This is a genomic window from Mixta mediterraneensis (assembly GCF_030283135.1).
GTDB classification, from domain to species: domain Bacteria; phylum Pseudomonadota; class Gammaproteobacteria; order Enterobacterales; family Enterobacteriaceae; genus Pantoea; species Pantoea mediterraneensis.
The window spans coordinates 1-21070 of sequence record NZ_JASUAZ010000015.1 but is presented as its reverse complement, the minus strand read 5'-3'; the positions used below and the strand labels follow the sequence as shown (position 1 = coordinate 21070).

The following is a 21070-nucleotide window of genomic DNA, read 5'->3' as shown; positions in this document are numbered from 1 at the left end:
TCGATTCCGTTTTTCGCTCGGGTTAAAGCCCAAAGAACTGTCGGGCTGTCACCACATCTTTCGCTATTTGTTCTTTCAACGCCTCCAGTGAGGCAAAGCGCTGCTCGTTTCGTAATTTCTGCTTCAGCACCACGTTAATATGCTGACCATATAGATTCATATTGATGTCAAGCAGGTGAACTTCAAGCTGCTGGCGTAAACCTTTTACCGTTGGACGCGTGCCAATATTCGCTACGCCTGGCAGCGGCTGTGGCGTCAAGCCATGTACCTCAACCGCAAAAACCCCTTTCACCGGCGAAACAGCGCGGCGTAAAGGAAGGTTCGCGGTGGGGAAACCGAGGGTGCGTCCCAATTCATCGCCGTGCACTACGCGGCCTGAAATACTGAAAGGGTGGCCTAACAGCAACTGTGCCAGCGCAAAATCATCATTGGCCAGCGCCTGACGCACGGCTGTGCTGCTAATACGCTTGCCGCCGTCACAAAAGGTTTGAGTGCTGACCACATCAAAGCCGTACTCAGCACCGGCTTTCTGTAATAACAGGAAATCGCCCAAACGACCAGCGCCAAAGCGGAAATCATCGCCGACGGCCAGGAACTTCACATTGAGTTTTTTGACCAGCAGTTCAGCAATAAAATTTTGTGCTGATAACGCCGCAAAACGGCGATCGAAGCGTACGCACAACACCTCATCAATGCCCGCTTCAGCCAGGTATTTAAGCTTCTCACGCAGGCGCGTCAAACGGGCAGGCGCTTTCTCGCCAGCAAACAGCTCAAGCGGCTGCGGCTCAAACAGCATTACCATTACCGGCAAATGACGTTTGCGTCCCTCTTCGCGCAGCTGGGACATCAGCGCCTGGTGACCGCGGTGCACGCCATCGAAATTACCAATGGTCAGTACGCAGCCACGATGCTGCTCGTTAAGATTATGAATACCGCGGATAAACTTCATGGCTGACTCAACGCGATGGAAATCGGCGGATTATACCCTTGAAAGCCGCGAAGGTTAACCCGTCAGCACGCCTTTCTGCTTTATGACGGTCATTTACTGCCGCTGAAGCGGGACAGAAGAATTTTGTCGCGAAATACTGTATTCAGTAGGGGGAAGCTGGTAGAATCTTGCGCCATCAAATACGTAACCGAGCGTCGTTCCTATAGCGCCGCTTATTTGCACAAATCCATTGACAAAAGAAGGTTCAAAAGGCATAGTCCTCGGCCTTTGATTTGTCTATACAGAACACATTTGGGAGTTGGACCTTGGCTAATATCAAATCAGCTAAGAAACGCGCCGTAACATCTGAGAAACGCCGTAAGCATAACGCTAGCCGCCGCTCTATGATGCGTACCTTCGTTAAGAAAGTATACGCGGCGATCGCTTCAGGCGACAAAGCTGCTGCGCAGAACGCATTCAACGAAATGCAACCAATCGTGGACCGTCAGGCTGCTAAAGGTCTGATCCACAAAAACAAAGCTGCACGTTATAAAGCAAACTTAGCTGCACAGATCAGCAAACTGGCTTAATCGCGGGTTGTTAATCGCTTTGTTGAAAGAACCGGCGCTAAGCCGGTTTTTTTTCGTCTGTTGTTTGTGAAGCGAACAGTTCGCTAAAGTCACGTTGGCAAATACGCTGTACCGCCGGATGCTGGATCATGCGTTCGGCAAAAATGACATGGTACTCCTCCAGCACTGTATCCAGCCGGCCAATTTCACAGATTTCAGCGCTTTGATAAAGATCTTGCCTGTATAAACCTGGGGCGACGAAAATCGCCTTCTGCTGCGCACCAAATGCTTTCATTAAAGCCGCATCATCAAACTCACCCAAAATTTCCACCTGTAATCCCTGGCGGTTAATCCAGTCAAGAATTTTACGGCCCAACATTGAGCGACGCCCCGGAATTAGTAATCGCCGCGTTTCCAGACTCGCCGGGAACGGCAATTCAGGCGGCGGTTGTGCGCACCAAAAGCTCACCGGACATTCACCCAGCTTCACCGAAAACAGACCTTCCTGCTGGGTGGAATCAATGGAGCAGTCCGATACAATCATATCCAGCTTATGCTGACTAAGCTGTTCCAGTAGCATTTCGTGGGTAGATTCAAAACAGCGCAAATGAATTTTCTCATCGGAGATCACCGCCGCTTCCAGCACTTTACTCACCAGCTGCTTAGATAGCGCATCCGCTACACCGACATCAAACAGCAAATGCGATTCTTTGCGATAGTTAACAATATCAAGCATTTCCTGGCTGAGCATAAACATACGGTCGGCATAGCGGAAAACCAACTGCCCTAATTCTGTGGGTACGACTCCCCTGCCCCGACGCTGGAATAGCTTGCCCTGCAGGCGCTCTTCAAGCGCTTTGATCTGCCCGGTAATGGTTTGCGGCGTCAGGAATAAGGCTTCCGCCGCACCGACAATCGACCCTTCACGGCAAACATGCCAGAAGTAATAAAGATGGTTGTAATTGATGTGTGGCATACCTACTTTCTCAACCGCTTACGCTGCGTGTTTTGCCAGACGACGCCGCAAAATCAGATAGCCCAATACAGCAGAGCAAACTGAGCCAATCAAAATGCCCAGTTTGGCTAAGGTAATGAGCTCCGCACTGCTGTCACCATACGCCAGCGAACCGATAAAAATCGACATGGTGAAACCAATACCGCATAGCACGCCCACAGCGGCTATGTCCCTGAAATCAGTGTTCTCAGGCAGCTTAGCCAGGCCCATTTTTACCGCCAGCCAGCAAAATAATGTGATACCCAGCGGTTTACCGATTAGCAATCCTGCCATGATACCCAGCGGTAATAAGGAGAACAGGCTGTCGAACGAAATACCGTCCAGTGATACGCCGGCATTAACAAAAGCAAATAGCGGCAGGATCAGCCAGCGAACCCACGGATGTAGCGCATGTTCAAGGTGAATGGCGGGAGAGTGGCCCTCTTTTTTCGCCAACGGGATCAGGAAGCCAACGACTACGCCAGCCAGCGTAGCGTGCACACCGGATTTCAACACTGCGGTCCACAGAACCATGCCAACTATCAAATACAGTGAAGTATTGCGCACGTTCAGCAGGTTCATCACCACCAATACGCCAATGGCCACAGCAGCGACGCTCAATGAGACAAGAGAAAGATCGGAGGTATAAAACAGGGCAATAATCACTATTGCACCCAGATCGTCAATGATCGCTAACGCCATTAAGAAGATTTTCAGTGCAGGCGGTACGCGGCTGCCTAATAACGCCAGAATACCAAGGGCAAAAGCAATATCAGTCGCAGTTGGAATGGCCCAGCCGTTGCGGGTCGCTGCATCTGCACCATTAAAAAGCAGGAAAATCAGCCCCGGCAGTAACATTCCCCCCACCGCAGCAATCAGAGGGAAGATCGCCTGTTCACGCTTTGCCAGCGCGCCCATCACTAACTCGCGCTTAACTTCCAGCCCTATCATCAGGAAAAACAGCGCCATCAATGCATCGTTGATCCATAGCAATAAATTTTTGCTAATGTCCAGGTCGCCAAAACGGAACTCAACCGGAATGGTCAGGAAATGAAGATAGCCCTGTTGTGTGCTGCTGTTATTCGCCAGAAACATCGCTAGCGCCGCCGCGACGATCAATACTACGCCGCCTGTCGCATCGCTATTGAGGAGCTTTTTTAATCGGCTGTTCATAAGCAATTGTCCTTTTCCAGAGGAAAAACAAAGAGGCTAGGATAATCACTATAACAGTTCGTTAAAAGCAGGTTATTTATGAATAATTACTCGCAAATACCGAGCATTTAAAGGACGTATAAAAAAACCAGCGACTGGGCGCTGGTTTTGGAAACTTTAGACGCTTATCGGGTTAAGTCGTCAAAAAACTTCTTCACGCCTTCAAAGAAGCTTTTCGAGCGTGGACTGTTGTGCTCACCGGTTGGGCCACCGAAGCTCTCTTCCAGTTCACGCAACAGTGATTTCTGTTTCTCATTGAGGCTGACCGGGGTTTCCACCACGACGCGACAAAGCAGATCGCCGACAGCGCCGCCGCGTACCGATTTCACCCCTTTGCCACGCATACGGAACAGCTTGCCGGTTTGGGTTTCAGACGGCACTTTTAGCTTCACACGACCATCCAGCGTCGGCACTTCGATCTCGCCGCCTAACGCAGCCATCGCAAAGTTGATCGGCACTTCGCAGTAAAGATTGTTATCTTCACGCTCAAAGATCGGGTGTTTCTTTACCGATACCTGAACGTACAGATCGCCTGCTGGTGCGCCATGCTCACCCGCTTCACCTTCACCACTTAAACGGATACGATCGCCTGTATCAACGCCTGCAGGAATTTTCACCGACAAGGTTTTCGATTTCTCGACGCGTCCATGACCATGACAGGCATTGCACGGATCTTTAATTACCGAGCCTCGCCCATGACAGGTTGGACACGCTTGCTGAACGGTGAAAAAGCCCTGACGCATCTGTACCTGGCCCGCACCGTGACAGGTGGAACACGTTTGCGGCTTGGTTCCGGCCTTCGCGCCGCTACCATGGCATACTTCACACTCTTCCAGCGTCGGAATGCGGATCTCTTTGGTCACGCCGCGTACCGCTTCTTCCAGCGTCAGTTCCATGTTGTAGCGTAAATCAGCGCCACGGGATGCGCGCTGACGGCGTCCACCACCAAAGATGTCGCCAAATACGTCGCCAAAGATATCGCTGAAATCTGCGCCGCCGCCACCGAATCCGCCGCCGCCCATGCCGCCTTGCTCAAATGCTGCGTGGCCATATTGATCGTAAGCCGCACGCTTCTGCGCATCGGTCAGAATTTCGTAGGCTTCCTTGATCTCTTTAAATTTGGCTTCAGCTTCTTTATCCCCAGGATTACGGTCCGGGTGAAATTTCATTGCCAGGCGCTTGTACGCCTTTTTGATTTCACGCTCGTCTGCGGATTTGGCGACGCCTAAAATCTCGTAGTAATCACTCTTCGCCATTTATCTAGCCCTTAACATGATCGCACGGGCGTGGAGAGATCTCCTACGCCCGTGCTGGTTTCAACGGCTGTCAGGCCAACCGCCGCGCCCGGTCAGGGGCAATTATTTCTTGTTGTCTTTTACTTCTTCGAATTCAGCGTCAACCACGTCATCTTCTTGTTTCGCTGACGCGTCGCCTGCATCGGCAGCACCCGCCTGAGATTGCTGTGCTGCTTCCATCAGTTTGCTGGAGACTTCCATCAATGCCTGCATTTTGGCTTCGATGTCGGCTTTATCTTCGCCCTTCAGTGACGTTTCCAGAGCAGCCAGTGCCGCTTCGATTGGTGCTTTGTCGTCAGCAGACAGTTTGTCGCCAGCTTCTTCCAGCTGCTTACGCGTGCTGTGGGCAATCTGATCGCCCTGGTTACGCGTTTGCACCAGCTCTTCGAACTTACGGTCAGACTCAGCGTTAGCTTCCGCCTCACGCACCATTTTTGCGATCTCTTCTTCATTCAGACCAGAAGAGGCTTTGATGGTGATTTTCTGCTCTTTACCGCTGTTTTTGTCTTTCGCAGACACATGCAAAATACCGTCAGCATCAATATCGAAGGTCACTTCGATCTGTGGCATACCACGTGGCGCTGGCTGAATGCCATCCAGGTTAAACTGGCCCAGCGATTTGTTATCGTTAGAGCGTTTACGTTCACCCTGCAGCACGTGAATAGTTACGGCATTCTGATTGTCCTCAGCAGTTGAGAACACCTGGCTGTGTTTGGTTGGGATCGTGGTGTTCTTGCCAATCAGCGACGTCATCACACCCCCCATGGTTTCGATACCCAGCGACAGCGGCGTCACGTCCAGCAGCAGCACGTCTTTCACGTCGCCACCCAGTACACCGCCCTGCACCGCAGCACCAACAGCAACCGCTTCATCCGGGTTCACGTCTTTACGTGGCTCTTTGCCGAAGAATTCAGTTACTTTAGCCTGAACCAGTGGCATACGGGTCTGACCGCCCACCAGAATCACGTCGTTGATGTCTGAAACCGATAAACCAGCGTCCTGCAGCGCCACTTTCAGCGGCTCAATCGAACGGGTAACCAGATCTTCAACCAGCGATTCCAGCTTAGCGCGAGTAACTTTGATGTTCAGGTGCTTAGGACCGGTCGCATCTGCAGTGATATAGGGCAGGTTAACGTCAGTCTGTTGCGCTGAAGAAAGCTCGATTTTCGCTTTCTCTGCCGCTTCTTTCAGACGCTGCATGGCCAGCGGATCGTTGTGCAGATCAATGCCCTGGTCTTTCTTAAACTCAGCAACCAGATAGTTAATCAGGCGGCTGTCGAAGTCTTCACCACCAAGGTGGGTGTCACCATTGGTTGCCAGAACTTCAAACGTTTTTTCGCCATCCACTTCATCGATTTCGATGATGGAAATATCAAACGTACCACCACCCAGATCGTATACCGCGATGGTGCGGTTACCCTGACCTTTGTCCAGACCATATGCCAGCGCAGCGGCGGTTGGTTCGTTAATGATACGTTTTACTTCCAGACCGGCGATGCGGCCTGCATCTTTGGTAGCCTGACGCTGTGCGTCGTTGAAGTAAGCGGGAACGGTAATTACCGCTTCAGTCACTGGCTCACCGAGATAATCTTCTGCGGTTTTTTTCATTTTTTTCAGCACTTCCGCAGAAATCTGTGGAGGTGCCATTTTCTGGCCTTTTACTTCCAGCCATGCATCGCCGTTATCCGCATTGGTGATTTTATACGGCATGATTTTAATATCACGCTGTACTTCTTCATCCTGGAAACGACGACCAATCAGGCGCTTAATCGCGAACAAAGTGTTCTGCGGGTTAGTCACTGCCTGACGTTTAGCTGGCTGACCAACCAGCGTTTCGCCATCCTGGGTGTAAGCAATAATCGAAGGCGTGGTGCGATCGCCTTCAGCGTTTTCCAGCACGCGAGCTTTGGTGCCATCCATGATCGCAACACAAGAGTTGGTTGTGCCCAGGTCAATACCAATAATCTTACCCATCTAAACGTCTCCCACTAAAATTCTTTGCCAGTTTGGGTTGTGAACCTGTTATGCGGGCGGGTTGTTTGCTTTCAACCATCACCACCTGCTTTTTTCCACCGTCCACAACGCTCGATGACAAGTAAATGGGGCCGCTTCGAAGCGCATCAAGGGTTAAATGAAAAAAATTTTGCAAAAAGTCTGTTTATGGCAAAAAAGTCAGGCGTTAACTTCCCTGACGGCCCTGGCGTGCTTTTGCTGGCTATGCAGATACAGCCCAGTCAGTAACCCGATTAATGCCAGCGACAGCACATACCAGGCTGGCGCCAGCGGCGTCAAACGCAAAATGAGCGTGACGAAAATCGGTGTCAGGCCGCCAAAAATGGCATAGGCAACGTTATAAGAGAAGGAGATGCCGGTAAAGCGCACCGCAGCCGGAAAAGCGCTGACCATCACAAATGGCACTACGCCAACCACGCCAACGCTCAGCCCTGCCAGGCCATAACTGACAAACAGCGCCTGCGGTCCATTGTCGAGTTGATGGAAAAAATTCCAGCTACACAGCGCCAGCAATACTGAGCCAACCATTAATACGCGTGCCGCGCCAAAACGATCCACTAACCAACCGGTAATGACGCAACCGGCCAGCAGCATCACCGTCGCCAGACTGTTGGCCTGCAAGCTCAGCGCGGCTGAAACAGCGTGCTGTTTTTGCATTAATGTCGGTGCCATTAAAATCACCACCACAATGCAGGCTGACAGCAGCCAGGTCAGCAGCATCGACACGACAACGCTGCGTTTATGGCTTTTCAGCACGGTTTTCAGCGGCAACGTTTCTGCCAGCGCTTTTTGCTGCTGCAGCTGCTGAAAGACGGGGGTTTCATGCAGCCAGCGGCGGAGATACATCGCGACCAGGCCAAAGAGACCACCAAGAAAAAACGGAATGCGCCAGCCGCTTGCCGCAATCGCGGTCGGCGACATGGTGCTGTTAATCACGGTCGCCACCAGCGAACCCAGTAAAATTCCGGCGGTCAGCCCCGCAGTCAGTGTGCCGCAGGCGAAACCGACGCGTTTTTGTGGCACATGCTCCGCAACAAACACCCAGGCGCCCGGCACCTCACCGCCAATGGCCGCACCTTGCAATATGCGCATCAGCAACATTAGCAACGGCGCGGCAATGCCAATAGCGTGATACCCCGGTAAGGCACCCATCGCCAGCGTTGGTAACGCCATCAGTAAAATACTCAGGCTGAACATCTTTTTGCGGCCAACTTTGTCACCAAAGTGCGCCATTACGATACCGCCTAGCGGGCGCGCCAGATAGCCTGCCGCAAAGATGGCAAACGTCTGCAACTGGCGCAGCCACTCCGGCATATCTGGCGGAAAAAACAGGTCGCCAATAACCGCAGCGAAAAAGACAAAGATAATGAAGTCGTAGAACTCCAGCGCACCGCCAAGGGCGGCAAGGGCAAGCGTTTTATAATCCTGGTGGTCCAGGCGCTGAGTAGGGGTCGATTCCATAACATTCCAGAGGCAAAAGAAAAGCGGTTGTAAATTTTGCATTACTATACCGTCAATTTTTTACTACATCAGCCAGGCTGTAGCTTATGCCTGAAAAAGGGAATATTCAGTTATTTATCTCACGCATCGCGCTTTTTGGGCGAAAAGCTGCTACGACTTGCGTATGGGTTTCAATATACGGCCCTTCCAGCAACTGTAAACAATAAGGTACAGAAGCGAAAATACCTGCGACTTTTACTTTCCCCTGTTCATCTTTAAGCCCTTCCAGCGTCTCTTTAATCGATTTGGGTTGGCCGGGAAGATTCAGAATCAGCGACTGCTTACGAATCACTCCCACCTGACGCGATAGAATTGCCGTTGGCACAAATTGCAGGCTGATTTGACGCATTTGTTCGCCAAAGCCAGGCATCTCACGATCGGCAACGGCTAATGTCGCATCGGGCGTGACATCACGGCGCGCTGGCCCCGTGCCACCCGTCGTGAATACCAGATGGCAAAAACGCTCATCCACCAGTTCGCAAATTGTCTGTTCGATCATTGGCTGTTCATCCGGGACCAGACGCGTTTCAACCTCAAACGGTGTGCTAATGGCGCTGCTTAGCCAGCTTTCCAGTGCCGGAATGCCCTGATCCTGATAAATGCCGTTAGCGGCGCGATCGGAAACGGAGATCAACCCAATACGTAATATATTCATTTATTTAATTCGCTGTGATTTACCGCGTAGCGGTGAAACAGAAGGGGAATAGCGAGAGGATAATACAAAGCGAAAGTGACGGAAAAGAAAAAACCGTGACGACAACTGCCGTCACGGCCCACGATTACAGCAGTTCTGCCAGCATCTTCTCAAGTTTGCCCTGGTCAACCGCAAAGTTACGGATACCTTCAGCCAGTTTTGCCACCGCCATAGGGTCCTGATTATGCTGCCACAGGAATTCAGATTCGGTCATTTTCGCTGGACGCGCTTTCACTTCGCCGCTGTAGCTCAGTTTGCGCTCAAGCGTACCTTCGCTTTCAGCCAGTTCTTTCAGCAATGCTGGCGAGATAGTCAGACGATCGCAGCCCGCCAGCTCAATGATTTCGCCAACGTTACGGAAGCTGGCGCCCATGACAACGGTTTCATAACCGTGTTGCTTGTAATAATTATAGATTTCAGACACGGAAACGACGCCGGGATCATTGTGTGCCGCGTACTCTTTTTTGTCGGTATTGGCTTTGTACCAGTCAAGGATACGGCCCACGAAGGGAGAAATCAGAAACACGCCCGCTTCTGCACATGCACGCGCCTGCGCGAAAGAGAACAGCAGCGTCAGGTTACAGTTAATGCCTTCTTTTTCCAGCTGCTCCGCCGCACGGATACCCTGCCAGGTAGACGCCAGTTTGATCAGAATACGGTCGTTGCTGATACCCGCATCGTTATACAATTTGATCAGGCTGCGCGCTTTCGCGATGCTGCCTTCAGTGTCGTAAGAAAGACGTGCATCCACTTCTGTTGAGATACGGCCTGGGATCAGTTTGAGGATTTCCAGCCCAATGTTGACGGCCAGCTTGTCAGAAACCAGCTGTAGCTGCTCTTCTTTGCTGTTGCTCTGCTCACGCGCCCAGCCAATCGCTTCATCGATCAGTTTGCGGTATTCCGGGATTTGTGCGGCGTTGAGGATCAGAGAAGGGTTGGTGGTCGCGTCTTGCGGCTGGTACAGCTTCATGGCTGCAATATCACCGGTGTCTGCAACTACGGTGGTTAATTGACGCAAGGAAGTAAGTTTGTCCGTCATGTTCTTTTCTCTTAGTTAACTGTCAGGGTGAAAAAAGGCTGTGGCGATAATATCACGCGGCAACGGCGGCGCAAGGTTAGGAAATGCCGTTTACGATAGCGCTGACGAATAGGTGTAATTTGCCGATCTTTGCGGCTTTTTTGCTACACTGCGAGGCCAAATAACCGGCCAACGCCCTGTAAAAACGAGGGTTATATGAGGAGGCGAATATGTTGATGGTGATTTCTCCCGCCAAGACACTGGACTATGAAAGCCCACTGGCAACCCCGCGATATACCCAACCGGCATTGTTAGAAAAGTCACAACAGCTGATTGAGGTGGCACGCGATCTCTCCCCGGCGCAAATCGCTTCGCTAATGCATATCAGCGACAAACTGGCGCACCTTAACGCCGATCGTTTTAACAGCTGGCAGGCTGAATTCACGCCGGACAATGCGCGTCAGGCGATTCTGGCATTTAAAGGCGATGTTTATACCGGCTTGCAGGCAGAAACGTTCAGCGATAAAGATTTCGATTTTGCGCAGCAGCATCTGCGAATGTTGTCTGGCCTGTATGGCTTGCTGCGTCCACTGGATTTAATGCAGCCTTATCGTCTGGAAATGGGGATCAAACTGGCCAACCCGGCAGGCAAAGATCTGTACAGTTTCTGGGGTGAGTTGCTGACAGATAAAATTAATGAAGCCCTGGCCGATCAAGGCGATGATGTGCTGATCAACCTGGCCTCGGATGAATACTTCAAAGCGCTGAGGCCGCAGAAGTTACAGGCGCGACTGATTAAGCCGGTATTTTTAGATGAGAAAAACGGCAAGTTCAAAGTCATCAGTTTCTATGCCAAAAAAGCCCGCGGATTAATGAGTCGCTATGTGATTCAGAACCAGTTGCAAAAGCCGGAACAGCTGCGGGCGTTTGATGCCGAGGGTTATGCGTTTGATGCGGCCAGTAGCAGCCATGACGAGTGGGTATTTAAGCGAGCCGAACAGGCCTGATAAAAGGGACGGGGACCGTCCCTTGTTCGCGCTACTTATGCTTTCAGCAAGAAAGCGCGAAGCGGGGCAAAGTCCGCTTTCATATTATGTGACAGTAACGGTAAGCTGGCGCGCTCGGCTAATTCAGCCGGTAATTCCAGCTTCTGATCCAGAATGGCTTCCACGCTTTCGATAAATTTCGCCGGATGCGCGGTTCCCAGGAACAAGCCATATTCGCCCTCCTGAAGCTGATCGCGCAGTAAACGCCAGGCAATCGCAGCGTGTGGTTCAGAGATGTAACCTATATCCGCCAGCTCACGCATCGCTGCTTTGGTCGTGTCATCCGATACTGCGCCGTACGCCAGATCGCCCAAACGCCAGGCTTTACGGCGGAACAACTCTTCTACGCGCGGCCAGTTATTTGGCTGGCTAACGTCCATCGCATTCGACAGGGTTGCCACAGTCGCATTCGGTGTCCACGCACCATTACCGAGGAAACGCGGCACGGTATCGTTAGCGTTGGTTGCTGCGATAAAACGCTTGATCGGCAGACCCAGTGATTTTGCCAGCAGGCCAGCGGTTAAATCGCCAAAGTTACCGCTTGGCACAGAAACCACCAGTTGATTACGTTTTTCCTGCGGCAACTGCGCGACGGCTTCAAAGTAATAACAAATCTGCGCCAGCAGCCGACTGATATTGATGGAGTTTGCCGAGTTCAGGCCAATCGCCTTTTTCAGTTCTTCATCGTCAAACGCCTGCTTAACCAGCGACTGGCACGCATCGAAATCACCGTCAATGGCAATGGTTTCAATATTGCCACCCAGCGTACAGAACAGCTTTTCCTGCAAGGGGCTGATTTTGCCCTGCGGATAGAGGATAACGACGCGCACATTTTCCATGCCGTAAAAGGCATGGGCGACAGCGGCACCGGTATCACCTGACGTTGCGGTCAGAATCGTAATCTGCTCATCGCTGCCGCTGACAAAGGACAGCATTTGTGCCATAAAGCGGCCACCAAAATCTTTGAACGCCAGCGTCGGGCCGTGGAACAGTTCCAGACAGGCTACGTCATCGCTCACCTGCTTAACCGGGGCCGGGAAAGTAAACGCAGCCTTAACGCGCTCGGCGAGTGAGTGAGCGGGGATCTCGTCGCCGATATAGGCAGAAAGAATCTTGCTGCTGCGGCTAACAAAATCCATCTCCAGCATGGCATCAATGTCAGTCAGTTCAAATTCGGGCAGCTCAAGCGGGAAAAACAGCCCTTGCTGCGAACCCAGACCTTGTTTCACCGCCTGGGCGAAGCTGACCTGCTCGTTGTGATCCTTAAGATTGTAGAGTTTCATGCATTATCCCAGTTTACGTGCGCCAGCCGTATCAAGACGGCAGATATGGACGAAGCCTTCATCATTTTGCAGATAGTGCTGGCTCAGCCAGTCGGCCATCCGCTGGGCCGTTTCCATTTGATTGCAAACGGCAAAAAGTGTTGGACCAGAACCGGAAATGCCGCAAGCCAGGGCACCAATATCCTGCGCGGCCTGACGCGCTTCGGCAAATCCCGGCAGCAGTTTAGTACGGTAGGGTTCGGCGATCACATCTTGCATAAGTTTAGCGGCCAGCTGTGGCTGGCGTGTATGACAGGCATGAATGAACCCCGCCAGCAGGCGGCCATGCTTGATGCAATCTTGTTTACGGTATTGCGCAGGCAAAATCGCCCGCGCTTCCGCGGTGGAAACTTTGATGCCGGGATACGCCATCACCCACAGCCAGTCGTCAAAGCCCGGCACCTCCTGACTAATCACGCCATTCTCTTCCAGCATCAGCTGAATGCCGCCAAGAAAGCATGGCGCGACGTTATCGTAGTGTACGCTGCCTGAAATACGCCCTTCCAGTTCACCCATCAGCGACAGCAGTTCAGTATCGTTGAGCGGTTTATCGCAAAATTCGTTCATCGCCATCAAACCCGCGACAACCGAACAGGCGCTTGATCCCAGCCCCGAACCGATCGGCATATTTTTTTCCAGCGTCATGGCGACCGGCACGGTTTTACCAATGGCTTCGCAGAAACGCTGCCAGCACTGGTAAACAATGTTGTCTTTCGGATCAGCGGGCAATTTGCTAACAAAACTGCCTGCATTGGTCAGGCTAAAACTGTCTGCGGCTTCGACTGAAACGCAATCCCCCAGTAACGAACCATCCACCGGCGAAACCGCCGCGCCCAGCACATCAAAGCCGACGCTAACGTTACCAATTGAGGCCGGTGCATAAATTTTTATCATTTTTAAACTCCCAACTTCCATGACAGGGTGCGCAACAGATCGGCAAAAACGCCGGCCGCAGTGACATCATTTCCGGCACCGTACCCGCGCAGCACCAGCGGAATCGGTTGATAATAGCGGCTGTAAAACGCCAGCGCGTTTTCGCCATTTTTCACTTTATAGAGCGGATCATTACTGTCCACCGCCGCAATTTTCACCTTACAGGCTCCGCCCTCTTCAATCGCGCCGACGAAGCGTAACACTTTACCTTCATCGCGGGCTTTTGCTATGCGCGCGGCAAAAGCATTGTCCAGCTCTGGCAGGCGCTGCATAAATTGCTCAATGTCTTGAATGTCATTCAGGCTTTCAGGCAGCAGCGGCTCGATTTCAATATCACTCAGCTCCAGTTGATAACCGGCTTCACGGGCCAGTATCAGTAATTTACGCGCCACATCCGTGCCTGAAAGATCGTCACGCGGATCCGGCTCGGTAAAGCCCATTTCACGCGCCATTTTGGTCGCTTCCGACAGCGATACGCCTTCATCCAGCTTACCGAAAATAAAGGAAAGCGAACCCGAAAGAATACCGGAAAATTTAATGAGTTCGTCGCCAGCATTGAGCAAATTTTGCAAATTCTCAATGACCGGTAAACCCGCGCCAACGTTGGTGTCATAAAGGAATTTACGACGTGACTTCGCGGCGGCGGCGCGCATCTGCTGATAGTAATTCCAGGAAGACGTATTGGCCTTTTTGTTCGGCGTCACCACGTGGAAACCGTCCGCCAGGAAATCGGCGTACTGATCGGCAACGGCCTGGCTTGAAGTACAGTCAACAATCACCGGATTCAGCAGGTGATACTCTTTCACCAGGCGGTTCAGTCGGCCCAGATTAAACGGCTCTTTGGCTTCGCTCAGTTCGGCTTTCCAGTGGTTTAAATCGATGCCGTGCACGTTAGTTAATAAGGCGCGTGAATTGGCGATGCCGCAGACGCGCAAATCAATGTGCTTTTGCTTGAGCCACGCCTGCTGGCGATGCAGCTGATCCAGCAATGCGCCGCCCACGCCACCCACGCCGATCACAAACACTTCGATCACCTGATCGGTGGCAAACAGCATTTGGTGCACCACGCGCACGCCAGTGGTGACATCATCGTTATTAACCACTACCGAGATGGATCGCTCTGATGAGCCCTGCGCGATGGCCACGATATTGATGTTGGCACGTGCCAGCGCTGAAAAAAATTTCGCGGAGATGCCGCGCAACGTACGCATACCATCGCCAACCACGGAAATGACCGCCAGGTTTTCGAGCACGTCCAGCGGATCGAGCAGCCCATCTTTCAGTTCAAGATAAAACTCTTCTTCCAGCACGCGGCGCGCACGTGCCTGCTCGTTCTGCGGCACGCAGAAGCTGATGCTGTATTCAGACGAAGACTGGGTAATCAGGACCACCGAAATGCCGGTGCGTGACATCGCAGCAAATACGCGCGCCGCCATGCCAATCATTCCTTTCATGCCTGGGCCAGAGACGTTAAACATCGCCATGTTATTCAGGTTGGTGATGCCTTTTACCGGATTCTCGTCCTGAGCGCCTTCGCCGCCGATTAAGGTGCCAGGGGCTTGCGGATTAGCCGTATTTTTGATCAGGCAAGGGATCTGGAACTGAGCAATGGGGGCGATAGTGCGAGGATGAAGCACTTTGGCGCCGAAATAGGAAAGCTCCATCGCCTCCTGATAAGACATGGATTTCAGCAGGCGCGCATCAGGAACCTGACGCGGGTCACAGGTATATACCCCATCCACATCGGTCCAGATTTCACAGCAGTCGGCGCGCAAACAGGCGGCCAATACCGCAGCTGAATAATCGGAACCGTTACGGCCCAGTACTACCAGCTCGCCCCGCTCGTTACCGGCGGTAAAACCGGCCATCAGGATCATATTCTCAGCGGGAATTTTGCTGGCTTCGATACGACGGGTCGATTCGGCAATATCTACGGTGGATTCGAGGTAATGCCCAGTGGCGAGGAGTTTTTCTACCGGATCAATAACGCTGACCGCATGACCACGCGCCTGCAACAGCGCTTCCATGATAGCAATTGAGAGTTTTTCACCGCGGCAGATCATAGCGGCATTCACGCTGTCTGGACATTGCCCCAGCAGGCTGATGCCATGTAACACCTGCTTCAGCTGCGCAAATTCTACATCCACGCGGGTTTTCATTCGGTCGTAATCAAAGCCTGGCTGTGCATCAGCCAGACCTCGCAACAGATCGGCAAAAATACGTTCGGCATCACTGATGTTCGGCAAAGCGTCCTGACCACTGATGGTTTTCTCAATCATCGCCACCAAATGATTGGTGATTTTGGCCGGAGCCGAGAGCACGGTTGCAACCTGTCCCTGCTGCGCGTTACTTTCCAAAATGTCGGCTACGCGAAGAAAACGTTCCGCATTTGCCACCGAGGTTCCGCCGAATTTCAGCACTCGCATGATATAAATTCTCCTGAATTTGAGCCGAAAAAAAAGCCCACACTGTTTAGGTGCGGGCTTTTTTTCTGTTTTTCCTGTATGCGTCAGCCCGCACCGTTACCTGTGGTAATGGTGGTGGTAATAATTGTGATGTTCAGGCTGAAATTACGCATTGAGATTTATTTTATCTGTCTTTGTTTGTCCGTCTGCCTTCCAGAAGTAAAGCAAAGCGCGCGTTAAGTCAACGGATTTGTCAATTGTATAAATTTCAATCACTGCGTACAGTTCCGCTCCGAATAAAAAATGCTGTGTGGATCGTTGGCAATGAGCACATTTATTGCGATCTGACGCTGGAAAATTACGATTTACCCGACGATTTATCTATAAGTTTTTTTTCTATATCGTGCAGCAGACGATGCAGCATGGCGCTGTCGCGTTGTTCCAATAATCCAACGCGTTGATCGATCCAGTCGGCCATCTTTTCATCACCGCTTACATGAAGCCGAACCAGTAAATGCTGAAATCGCTGACGCAAAGCGTGTAACTGTTGTGCATCGGCCAGTTGTGGCGTAGGTGCTACCACCTGATTCAGTGCCGCTAACTGATAGCAGTACACCATCACCGCCTGCCCTAAATTCAGAGAGGGATAATCATTTGCCATGGGAATACCGGTAAGCAGATCGACCTGATCTAACTCTTCGTTCATCAGACCGCTGTCTTCCCGCCCAAACACCAACGCCATACTGTTTACCCATTGACGTTTTTCCAGTAGCTGCGTTTCAACCTGCGCTGGCGTAGCGTAATAGCGGAATTTCGCCCGACTGCGTGCAGTGGTCGCGACCGAAAAATCAATGTCAGCCAGCGCACCAGCCAGGGTGTCAAAAGTTTGCAGATTATCAAGGATCTCTCCGGCACCGTGCGCCACGCGTCGGGCCGCAGGTTCCCGCCACGCCTCACTGGCAACGATTCGCAACTCGCTAAAACCCATGGTTTTCATCGCACGCGCGGCAGCACCAATATTTTCTGCCCGAGCGGGCGAAACCAGAATCAGGGGGAATCGCATGATTATTCCATCAGTTTGTTAAAATCGCGGCGCATTATAACACGCGTTCTGCCCACTCAATGGATCAATAAAAAGCCAGGAAATATAATGTTAACAATGTTAAAACACGTTAAAAAATGGCGTAACGCAATATCTGGCGGAAAAATGGGTTAAAACACAATATTCAATAAAAAAATATTTAATTTCATTGCGGTAAAACAGCCTCCTCCCAGGCTTTTACTTTGCTGGCCTGGCAAGAGGAATGGAGCGAAAATGCTGCTTTTTGTGAGCTAAGCAGGCAATCTACGAGAAGTTTTTCACAAAAGTGTTAACGTGCTACAATTGCATTTGATATAAGTCAACGAAGCGTTATTTTTATGCTTATTGGTTGTTGTTGGTGCTGTTAGGTTGCGGTTAATACAGTTAGGATAGATGCCCTTCTGGGGCATGCAATATTCATCCTTTCTGGCTGAGCTAACACTGTTGTTGACGTTAGTATAAAGTTTATTAAAACATAATTTCGTACAATGGTTCAGCGCAGCGCACCGCTCTTTACAAGAGAGCCGAATAACCGCTGTACGCCCTGTTTTCAATTTGTTAGCAAATTTTAGGTAGCGAAATATGCAGACCCCACACATTCTTATCGTTGAAGACGAACTGGTCACGCGTAACACCCTCAAAAGCATCTTTGAGGCGGAAGGTTATGTGGTGTATGAAGCGACCGACGGTGCTGAAATGCATCAGATTCTGACCGAAAATGACGTCAATCTGGTGATCATGGACATCAACCTGCCTGGCAAAAACGGTCTGCTGCTGGCACGCGAACTACGCGAGCAAGCAAACGTCGCGCTGATGTTTCTTACCGGTCGTGATAATGAAGTGGATAAAATCCTTGGTCTGGAAATCGGTGCCGATGATTACATCACTAAGCCCTTTAATCCGCGTGAACTGACTATTCGTGCACGTAATTTGCTGTCGCGCACCATGAATCTGGCTTTGCCTGGTGAAGAACGTCGCCAGGTAGAAGATTACAAATTCAATGGCTGGACGCTGGACATTAACAGCCGTTCGCTGATTAACCCAAACGGCGAACCATACAAGCTGCCGCGTAGCGAATTCCGCGCCATGCTGCATTTCTGTGAAAATCCGGGCAAAATCCAGACGCGTGCCGACCTGCTGAAAAAAATGACCGGCCGTGAACTGAAGCCACACGATCGTACTGTAGATGTCACCATCCGCCGCATCCGTAAACACTTTGAGTCAACGCCAGATACGCCAGAGATCATTGCGACCATTCATGGTGAAGGTTATCGCTTTTGCGGCGACCTTGAAGATTAAGCCGTAGAAAACGCCCGGTCGGGCGTTTTTTCTTGGTTTTAACGCCACGGCATAATCGGCACCGCGCTGAGTGCATTCTTCGGCGAACCTTCCACCACTTTATCCGAATACGTTAAATAGACCAGGGCGTTGCGCTTTTTATCAAAGAAGCGTACAACCTGCAGCTTCTTGAAAATTAACGAGGTGCGTTGACGGAAAACGACTTCGCCCTGCGCTTTGCCTTGAGCAATCTTATCATTCAGCACCACCGGACCGATTTGCTGACACGATATGGCCGCGTCCGACGTATCTTCTGCCAGCCCTAACCCGCCTTTGATACCGCCGGTTTTCGCTCGGCTGATATAACAGGTTACATTTTTAACATCCGGATCATCGAAGGCTTCCACCACAATTTTATGATCGGGACCAAACATCTTGAAAACCGTATCAACAGAGCCAATTTCCTCGGCCATTAACGGGGCTGAAAAGGCCATTGCGGTGAAGGCGACGATAAAAAAACGAGGTATTGTCATGGAGTTACCATTGCAAACGTAATAGATAGGAAGGTAATGTACTGTCAGTTGGTCAATTTGACCAAACCAAAACGGTTTTAAATCGCATTGATGTAGCACAATCATCCCCAATGTAACTGCCCACTTCTTTGAGCAATGAGTGCTATTATCTATCGACTGCGTTTATCTGCGCTATCAGAGAGTATGAGGAAGTTTTATGGACCAAGCCGGTATCATTCGCGATTTGCTTGTCTGGCTGGAGAGTCATTTGGATCGACCGCTTTCCCTTGATAATGTTGCCCTGAAAGCAGGTTATTCTAAGTGGCATTTACAACGGATGTTCAAAGACGTTACCGGTCACGCGATCGGTGCTTATATCCGTGCACGACGTTTATCTAAAGCCGCCGTGGCGCTGCGTCTGACCAGTCGCCCGATTCTGGATATTGCTCTGCAATATCGCTTCGATTCGCAGCAGACCTTCACTCGCGCCTTTAAAAAACAGTTTAATCAAACGCCCGCATGGTATCGCCGTTCATCAGACTGGCATTCATTCGGCATTCGTCCGCCGATTCGCCTTTATGACGACAAGCAGCCGGAACCCATTTTCGTGACTCTGCCGGAAACGGTTCTGGTGGGACAAACGCAAAATTATACCTGCACGCTAGAGCAAATTTCCAGCTACCGTGACGAAATGCGCACCCACTTCTGGAAGCAGTTCCTGCTGGAAACCGATACGGTGCCGCCAGTGCTGTATGGCTTGCATCAGGTGCGCGCCAGTCACGACAAAGATGATGAGCAGGAAATTCTCTACACTACCGCCGTACCCGCCGATAGCGCGATAAACATGCATTCGGGTCAGAGTGTGATCCTTGAGGCAGGTGATTACGTGCAGTTCACCTATACCGGCCAGCGCGCAGAGTTACAGGAATTTATTCTGCTGTTGTATGGAACCTGTATGCCAGTGCTCGGCCTCACCCGTCGTGAGGGCCAGGATATTGAGCGCTTCTTCACCCACGGTGGGAAAAAGCGTAGCGAGCCGCCCTCGGAAATTCGCTGTGAATACCTGATTCCCATTCGCCGTCAGTCAGCGATCTAAAACAAAAATGCCGTCCTCGCGACGGCATTTTTATTAGCGCTGTAATTCGTCGAGTGCAGGCGCATCGAGATGAGAGACATCCCCAGCCGTTTCAACCACCCAACCTTTTGCCAGCCAGGCGCTTTGCTGATGATCAATGCGTGAAATCGAACAGTTACGCAAACGTAAACGACGTTCGGCATGAGCAGGCAAACCCAGAATGGTGCTAACCAGCACGCCCAGCGCCATACCGTGACTGACTATCAGCGGACGGCTGCCTGCTGGCAGTTCAAGACAGGCATTCAGCGCCTCATGCATACGCGCCGCCATTTCCGTCATTGATTCGCCCTCAGGAATGCGTCCTCCTTCAGTACCGTTCACCAGCGTAGTGCGCCAGGCTTCTTCTTCTGGCGTCAAGCCATCCAGTGGACGCTTTTCCAGCACGCCCATGTTCAGTTCGCGTAAGCGCGGATCCAGCGTCACCCTACAACCGCAGGCATCAGCAATGATTTCCGCAGTATGACGCGTACGTCCTAAATCGCTGGAAATGACATGCGTGATGCCTGAGTCTTTAACACGTTCACCCACCTGATGGGCCTGTTGTTCACCTTTTTCCGTCAGCGGACTGTCGGACTGACCCTGAATGCGTCGCTCCGCATTCCATACCGTTTCACCGTGACGAACAAGATAGACCTGTAGCATGCTTAGTTTCCGTTATACTGCGACCAAAATTGCCTTAAATTACTCAAGGGTTCAACCAATTATGTACCACGTTGTCGCAGCCACCATCAACCCAGCGAAGATTCGCGCAATTGCACAAGCGTTCAACGACGTTTTCGGAGAAGGATCCTGCCATATCGAAGGGGTCGAGGTCGATAGCGGCGTGGCGGCACAGCCATTAACTCATCTGGAAACGCGAACGGGCGCACGTCAACGCGTGATGAACGCGCGACAGGTCCGACCGGAGGCCGATTTCTGGGTAGCGATTGAAGCGGGAATTGAAGAGAATTACGCCTTTGCCTGGATAGTCGTGGAAAATCAAAAACAGCGCGGTGAATCACGTTCGGCCAGTTTTACTCTGCCGCCCGTGGTGATGTCCGGTTTGCAACAAGGACGTGAACTGGGGGAAGAGATGGCGCGACTGACCGGCGTAGAAAATATTAAGCATAAAGGCGGCGCGATTGGTGCTTTTACC

The 21070-nt window shown here is 51.4% G+C and carries 20 protein-coding genes and 1 other annotated feature; of the genes, 5 read left to right on the top strand and 15 right to left on the bottom strand.

Annotated elements, in window-relative coordinates:
- Positions 1-22: 22 nt before the first annotated feature.
- Positions 23-949 (bottom strand): bifunctional riboflavin kinase/FAD synthetase, encoded by a 927-nt coding sequence (ribF, locus tag QRY16_RS11170; RefSeq protein ID WP_193403849.1) that lies wholly within the window; start codon positions 947-949, stop codon positions 23-25.
- Between the two features lie 305 nt (positions 950-1254).
- Between ribF and rpsT the strand changes: the two genes are divergently transcribed.
- Positions 1255-1518 (top strand): 30S ribosomal protein S20, encoded by a 264-nt coding sequence (gene rpsT, locus QRY16_RS11165; protein WP_193403850.1) that lies wholly within the window; start codon positions 1255-1257, stop codon positions 1516-1518.
- A gap of 37 nt (positions 1519-1555) precedes the next feature.
- Here rpsT and nhaR read toward each other — a convergent pair whose 3' ends face one another.
- The 7 genes from nhaR to tal form a co-directional block, all read right to left on the bottom strand.
- Complete coding sequence (gene nhaR, locus QRY16_RS11160; protein WP_289776621.1) at positions 1556-2473, bottom strand: transcriptional activator NhaR; 918 nt, start codon at positions 2471-2473, stop codon at positions 1556-1558.
- Between the two features lie 18 nt (positions 2474-2491).
- A complete protein-coding gene (gene nhaA / locus QRY16_RS11155) occupies positions 2492-3664 on the bottom strand; it encodes a Na+/H+ antiporter NhaA (RefSeq protein WP_193403852.1) in 1173 nt (390 codons plus the stop codon).
- Positions 3665-3828: 164 nt separating this feature from the next.
- Positions 3829-4959 (bottom strand): molecular chaperone DnaJ, encoded by a 1131-nt coding sequence (dnaJ, locus tag QRY16_RS11150; protein WP_193403853.1) that lies wholly within the window; start codon positions 4957-4959, stop codon positions 3829-3831.
- Positions 4960-5061: 102 nt separating this feature from the next.
- Complete coding sequence (gene dnaK, locus QRY16_RS11145; protein ID WP_193403854.1) at positions 5062-6972, bottom strand: molecular chaperone DnaK; 1911 nt, start codon at positions 6970-6972, stop codon at positions 5062-5064.
- A gap of 198 nt (positions 6973-7170) precedes the next feature.
- Positions 7171-8472: an MFS transporter gene (locus QRY16_RS11140; RefSeq protein ID WP_289776620.1), complete on the bottom strand. Its 1302-nt coding sequence runs from the start codon at positions 8470-8472 to the stop codon at positions 7171-7173.
- Positions 8473-8578: 106 nt separating this feature from the next.
- Positions 8579-9166: a molybdopterin adenylyltransferase gene (mog, locus tag QRY16_RS11135; protein ID WP_289776619.1), complete on the bottom strand. Its 588-nt coding sequence runs from the start codon at positions 9164-9166 to the stop codon at positions 8579-8581.
- Positions 9167-9290: 124 nt separating this feature from the next.
- The gene (gene tal, locus QRY16_RS11130) at positions 9291-10244 is read right to left on the bottom strand and encodes a transaldolase (protein ID WP_289776618.1); all 954 of its coding nucleotides are present in this window, start codon (positions 10242-10244) and stop codon (positions 9291-9293) included.
- A gap of 209 nt (positions 10245-10453) precedes the next feature.
- On the opposite strand from tal, the gene yaaA reads away from it, so the two are divergent.
- Positions 10454-11230: a peroxide stress protein YaaA gene (yaaA, locus tag QRY16_RS11125; protein ID WP_289776617.1), complete on the top strand. Its 777-nt coding sequence runs from the start codon at positions 10454-10456 to the stop codon at positions 11228-11230.
- Positions 11231-11265: 35 nt separating this feature from the next.
- Here the strand turns inward: yaaA and thrC are convergent, their stop codons facing one another.
- The 5 genes from thrC to QRY16_RS11105 form a co-directional block, all read right to left on the bottom strand.
- Positions 11266-12552: a threonine synthase gene (thrC, locus tag QRY16_RS11120; RefSeq protein ID WP_289776616.1), complete on the bottom strand. Its 1287-nt coding sequence runs from the start codon at positions 12550-12552 to the stop codon at positions 11266-11268.
- 3 nt (positions 12553-12555) lie between these two features.
- Positions 12556-13485 (bottom strand): homoserine kinase, encoded by a 930-nt coding sequence (gene thrB / locus QRY16_RS11115; RefSeq protein WP_289776615.1) that lies wholly within the window; start codon positions 13483-13485, stop codon positions 12556-12558.
- A 2-nt stretch (positions 13486-13487) separates the two neighbouring features.
- Positions 13488-15950 (bottom strand): bifunctional aspartate kinase/homoserine dehydrogenase I, encoded by a 2463-nt coding sequence (thrA, locus tag QRY16_RS11110; protein ID WP_289776614.1) that lies wholly within the window; start codon positions 15948-15950, stop codon positions 13488-13490.
- Positions 15951-15976: 26 nt separating this feature from the next.
- Positions 15977-16095, bottom strand: a sequence feature (Thr leader region).
- Positions 16034-16102 (bottom strand): thr operon leader peptide, encoded by a 69-nt coding sequence (thrL, locus tag QRY16_RS22210; protein WP_193403947.1) that lies wholly within the window; start codon positions 16100-16102, stop codon positions 16034-16036. (Overlaps the previous feature by 62 nt.)
- Before the next feature lie 185 nt (positions 16103-16287).
- Complete coding sequence (locus QRY16_RS11105; RefSeq protein WP_289776613.1) at positions 16288-16992, bottom strand: tRNA/rRNA methyltransferase; 705 nt, start codon at positions 16990-16992, stop codon at positions 16288-16290.
- A gap of 600 nt (positions 16993-17592) precedes the next feature.
- Between QRY16_RS11105 and arcA the strand changes: the two genes are divergently transcribed.
- Complete coding sequence (gene arcA / locus QRY16_RS11100; RefSeq protein WP_193403863.1) at positions 17593-18309, top strand: two-component system response regulator ArcA; 717 nt, start codon at positions 17593-17595, stop codon at positions 18307-18309.
- A gap of 38 nt (positions 18310-18347) precedes the next feature.
- Here the strand turns inward: arcA and creA are convergent, their stop codons facing one another.
- A complete protein-coding gene (creA, locus tag QRY16_RS11095) occupies positions 18348-18821 on the bottom strand; it encodes a protein CreA (protein WP_193403948.1) in 474 nt (157 codons plus the stop codon).
- A 196-nt stretch (positions 18822-19017) separates the two neighbouring features.
- On the opposite strand from creA, the gene robA reads away from it, so the two are divergent.
- Positions 19018-19896 carry an MDR efflux pump AcrAB transcriptional activator RobA gene (gene robA / locus QRY16_RS11090; protein WP_193403864.1) on the top strand — a complete coding sequence of 293 codons (879 nt, stop codon included), beginning with the start codon at positions 19018-19020 and terminating at the stop codon, positions 19894-19896.
- 33 nt (positions 19897-19929) lie between these two features.
- Here robA and gpmB read toward each other — a convergent pair whose 3' ends face one another.
- Positions 19930-20577: a 2,3-diphosphoglycerate-dependent phosphoglycerate mutase GpmB gene (gene gpmB / locus QRY16_RS11085; RefSeq protein WP_193403865.1), complete on the bottom strand. Its 648-nt coding sequence runs from the start codon at positions 20575-20577 to the stop codon at positions 19930-19932.
- Between the two features lie 61 nt (positions 20578-20638).
- Between gpmB and yjjX the strand changes: the two genes are divergently transcribed.
- The coding region (yjjX, locus tag QRY16_RS11080) for an inosine/xanthosine triphosphatase (RefSeq protein ID WP_289776612.1) at positions 20639-21070 on the top strand (432 nt) is incomplete at its 3' end.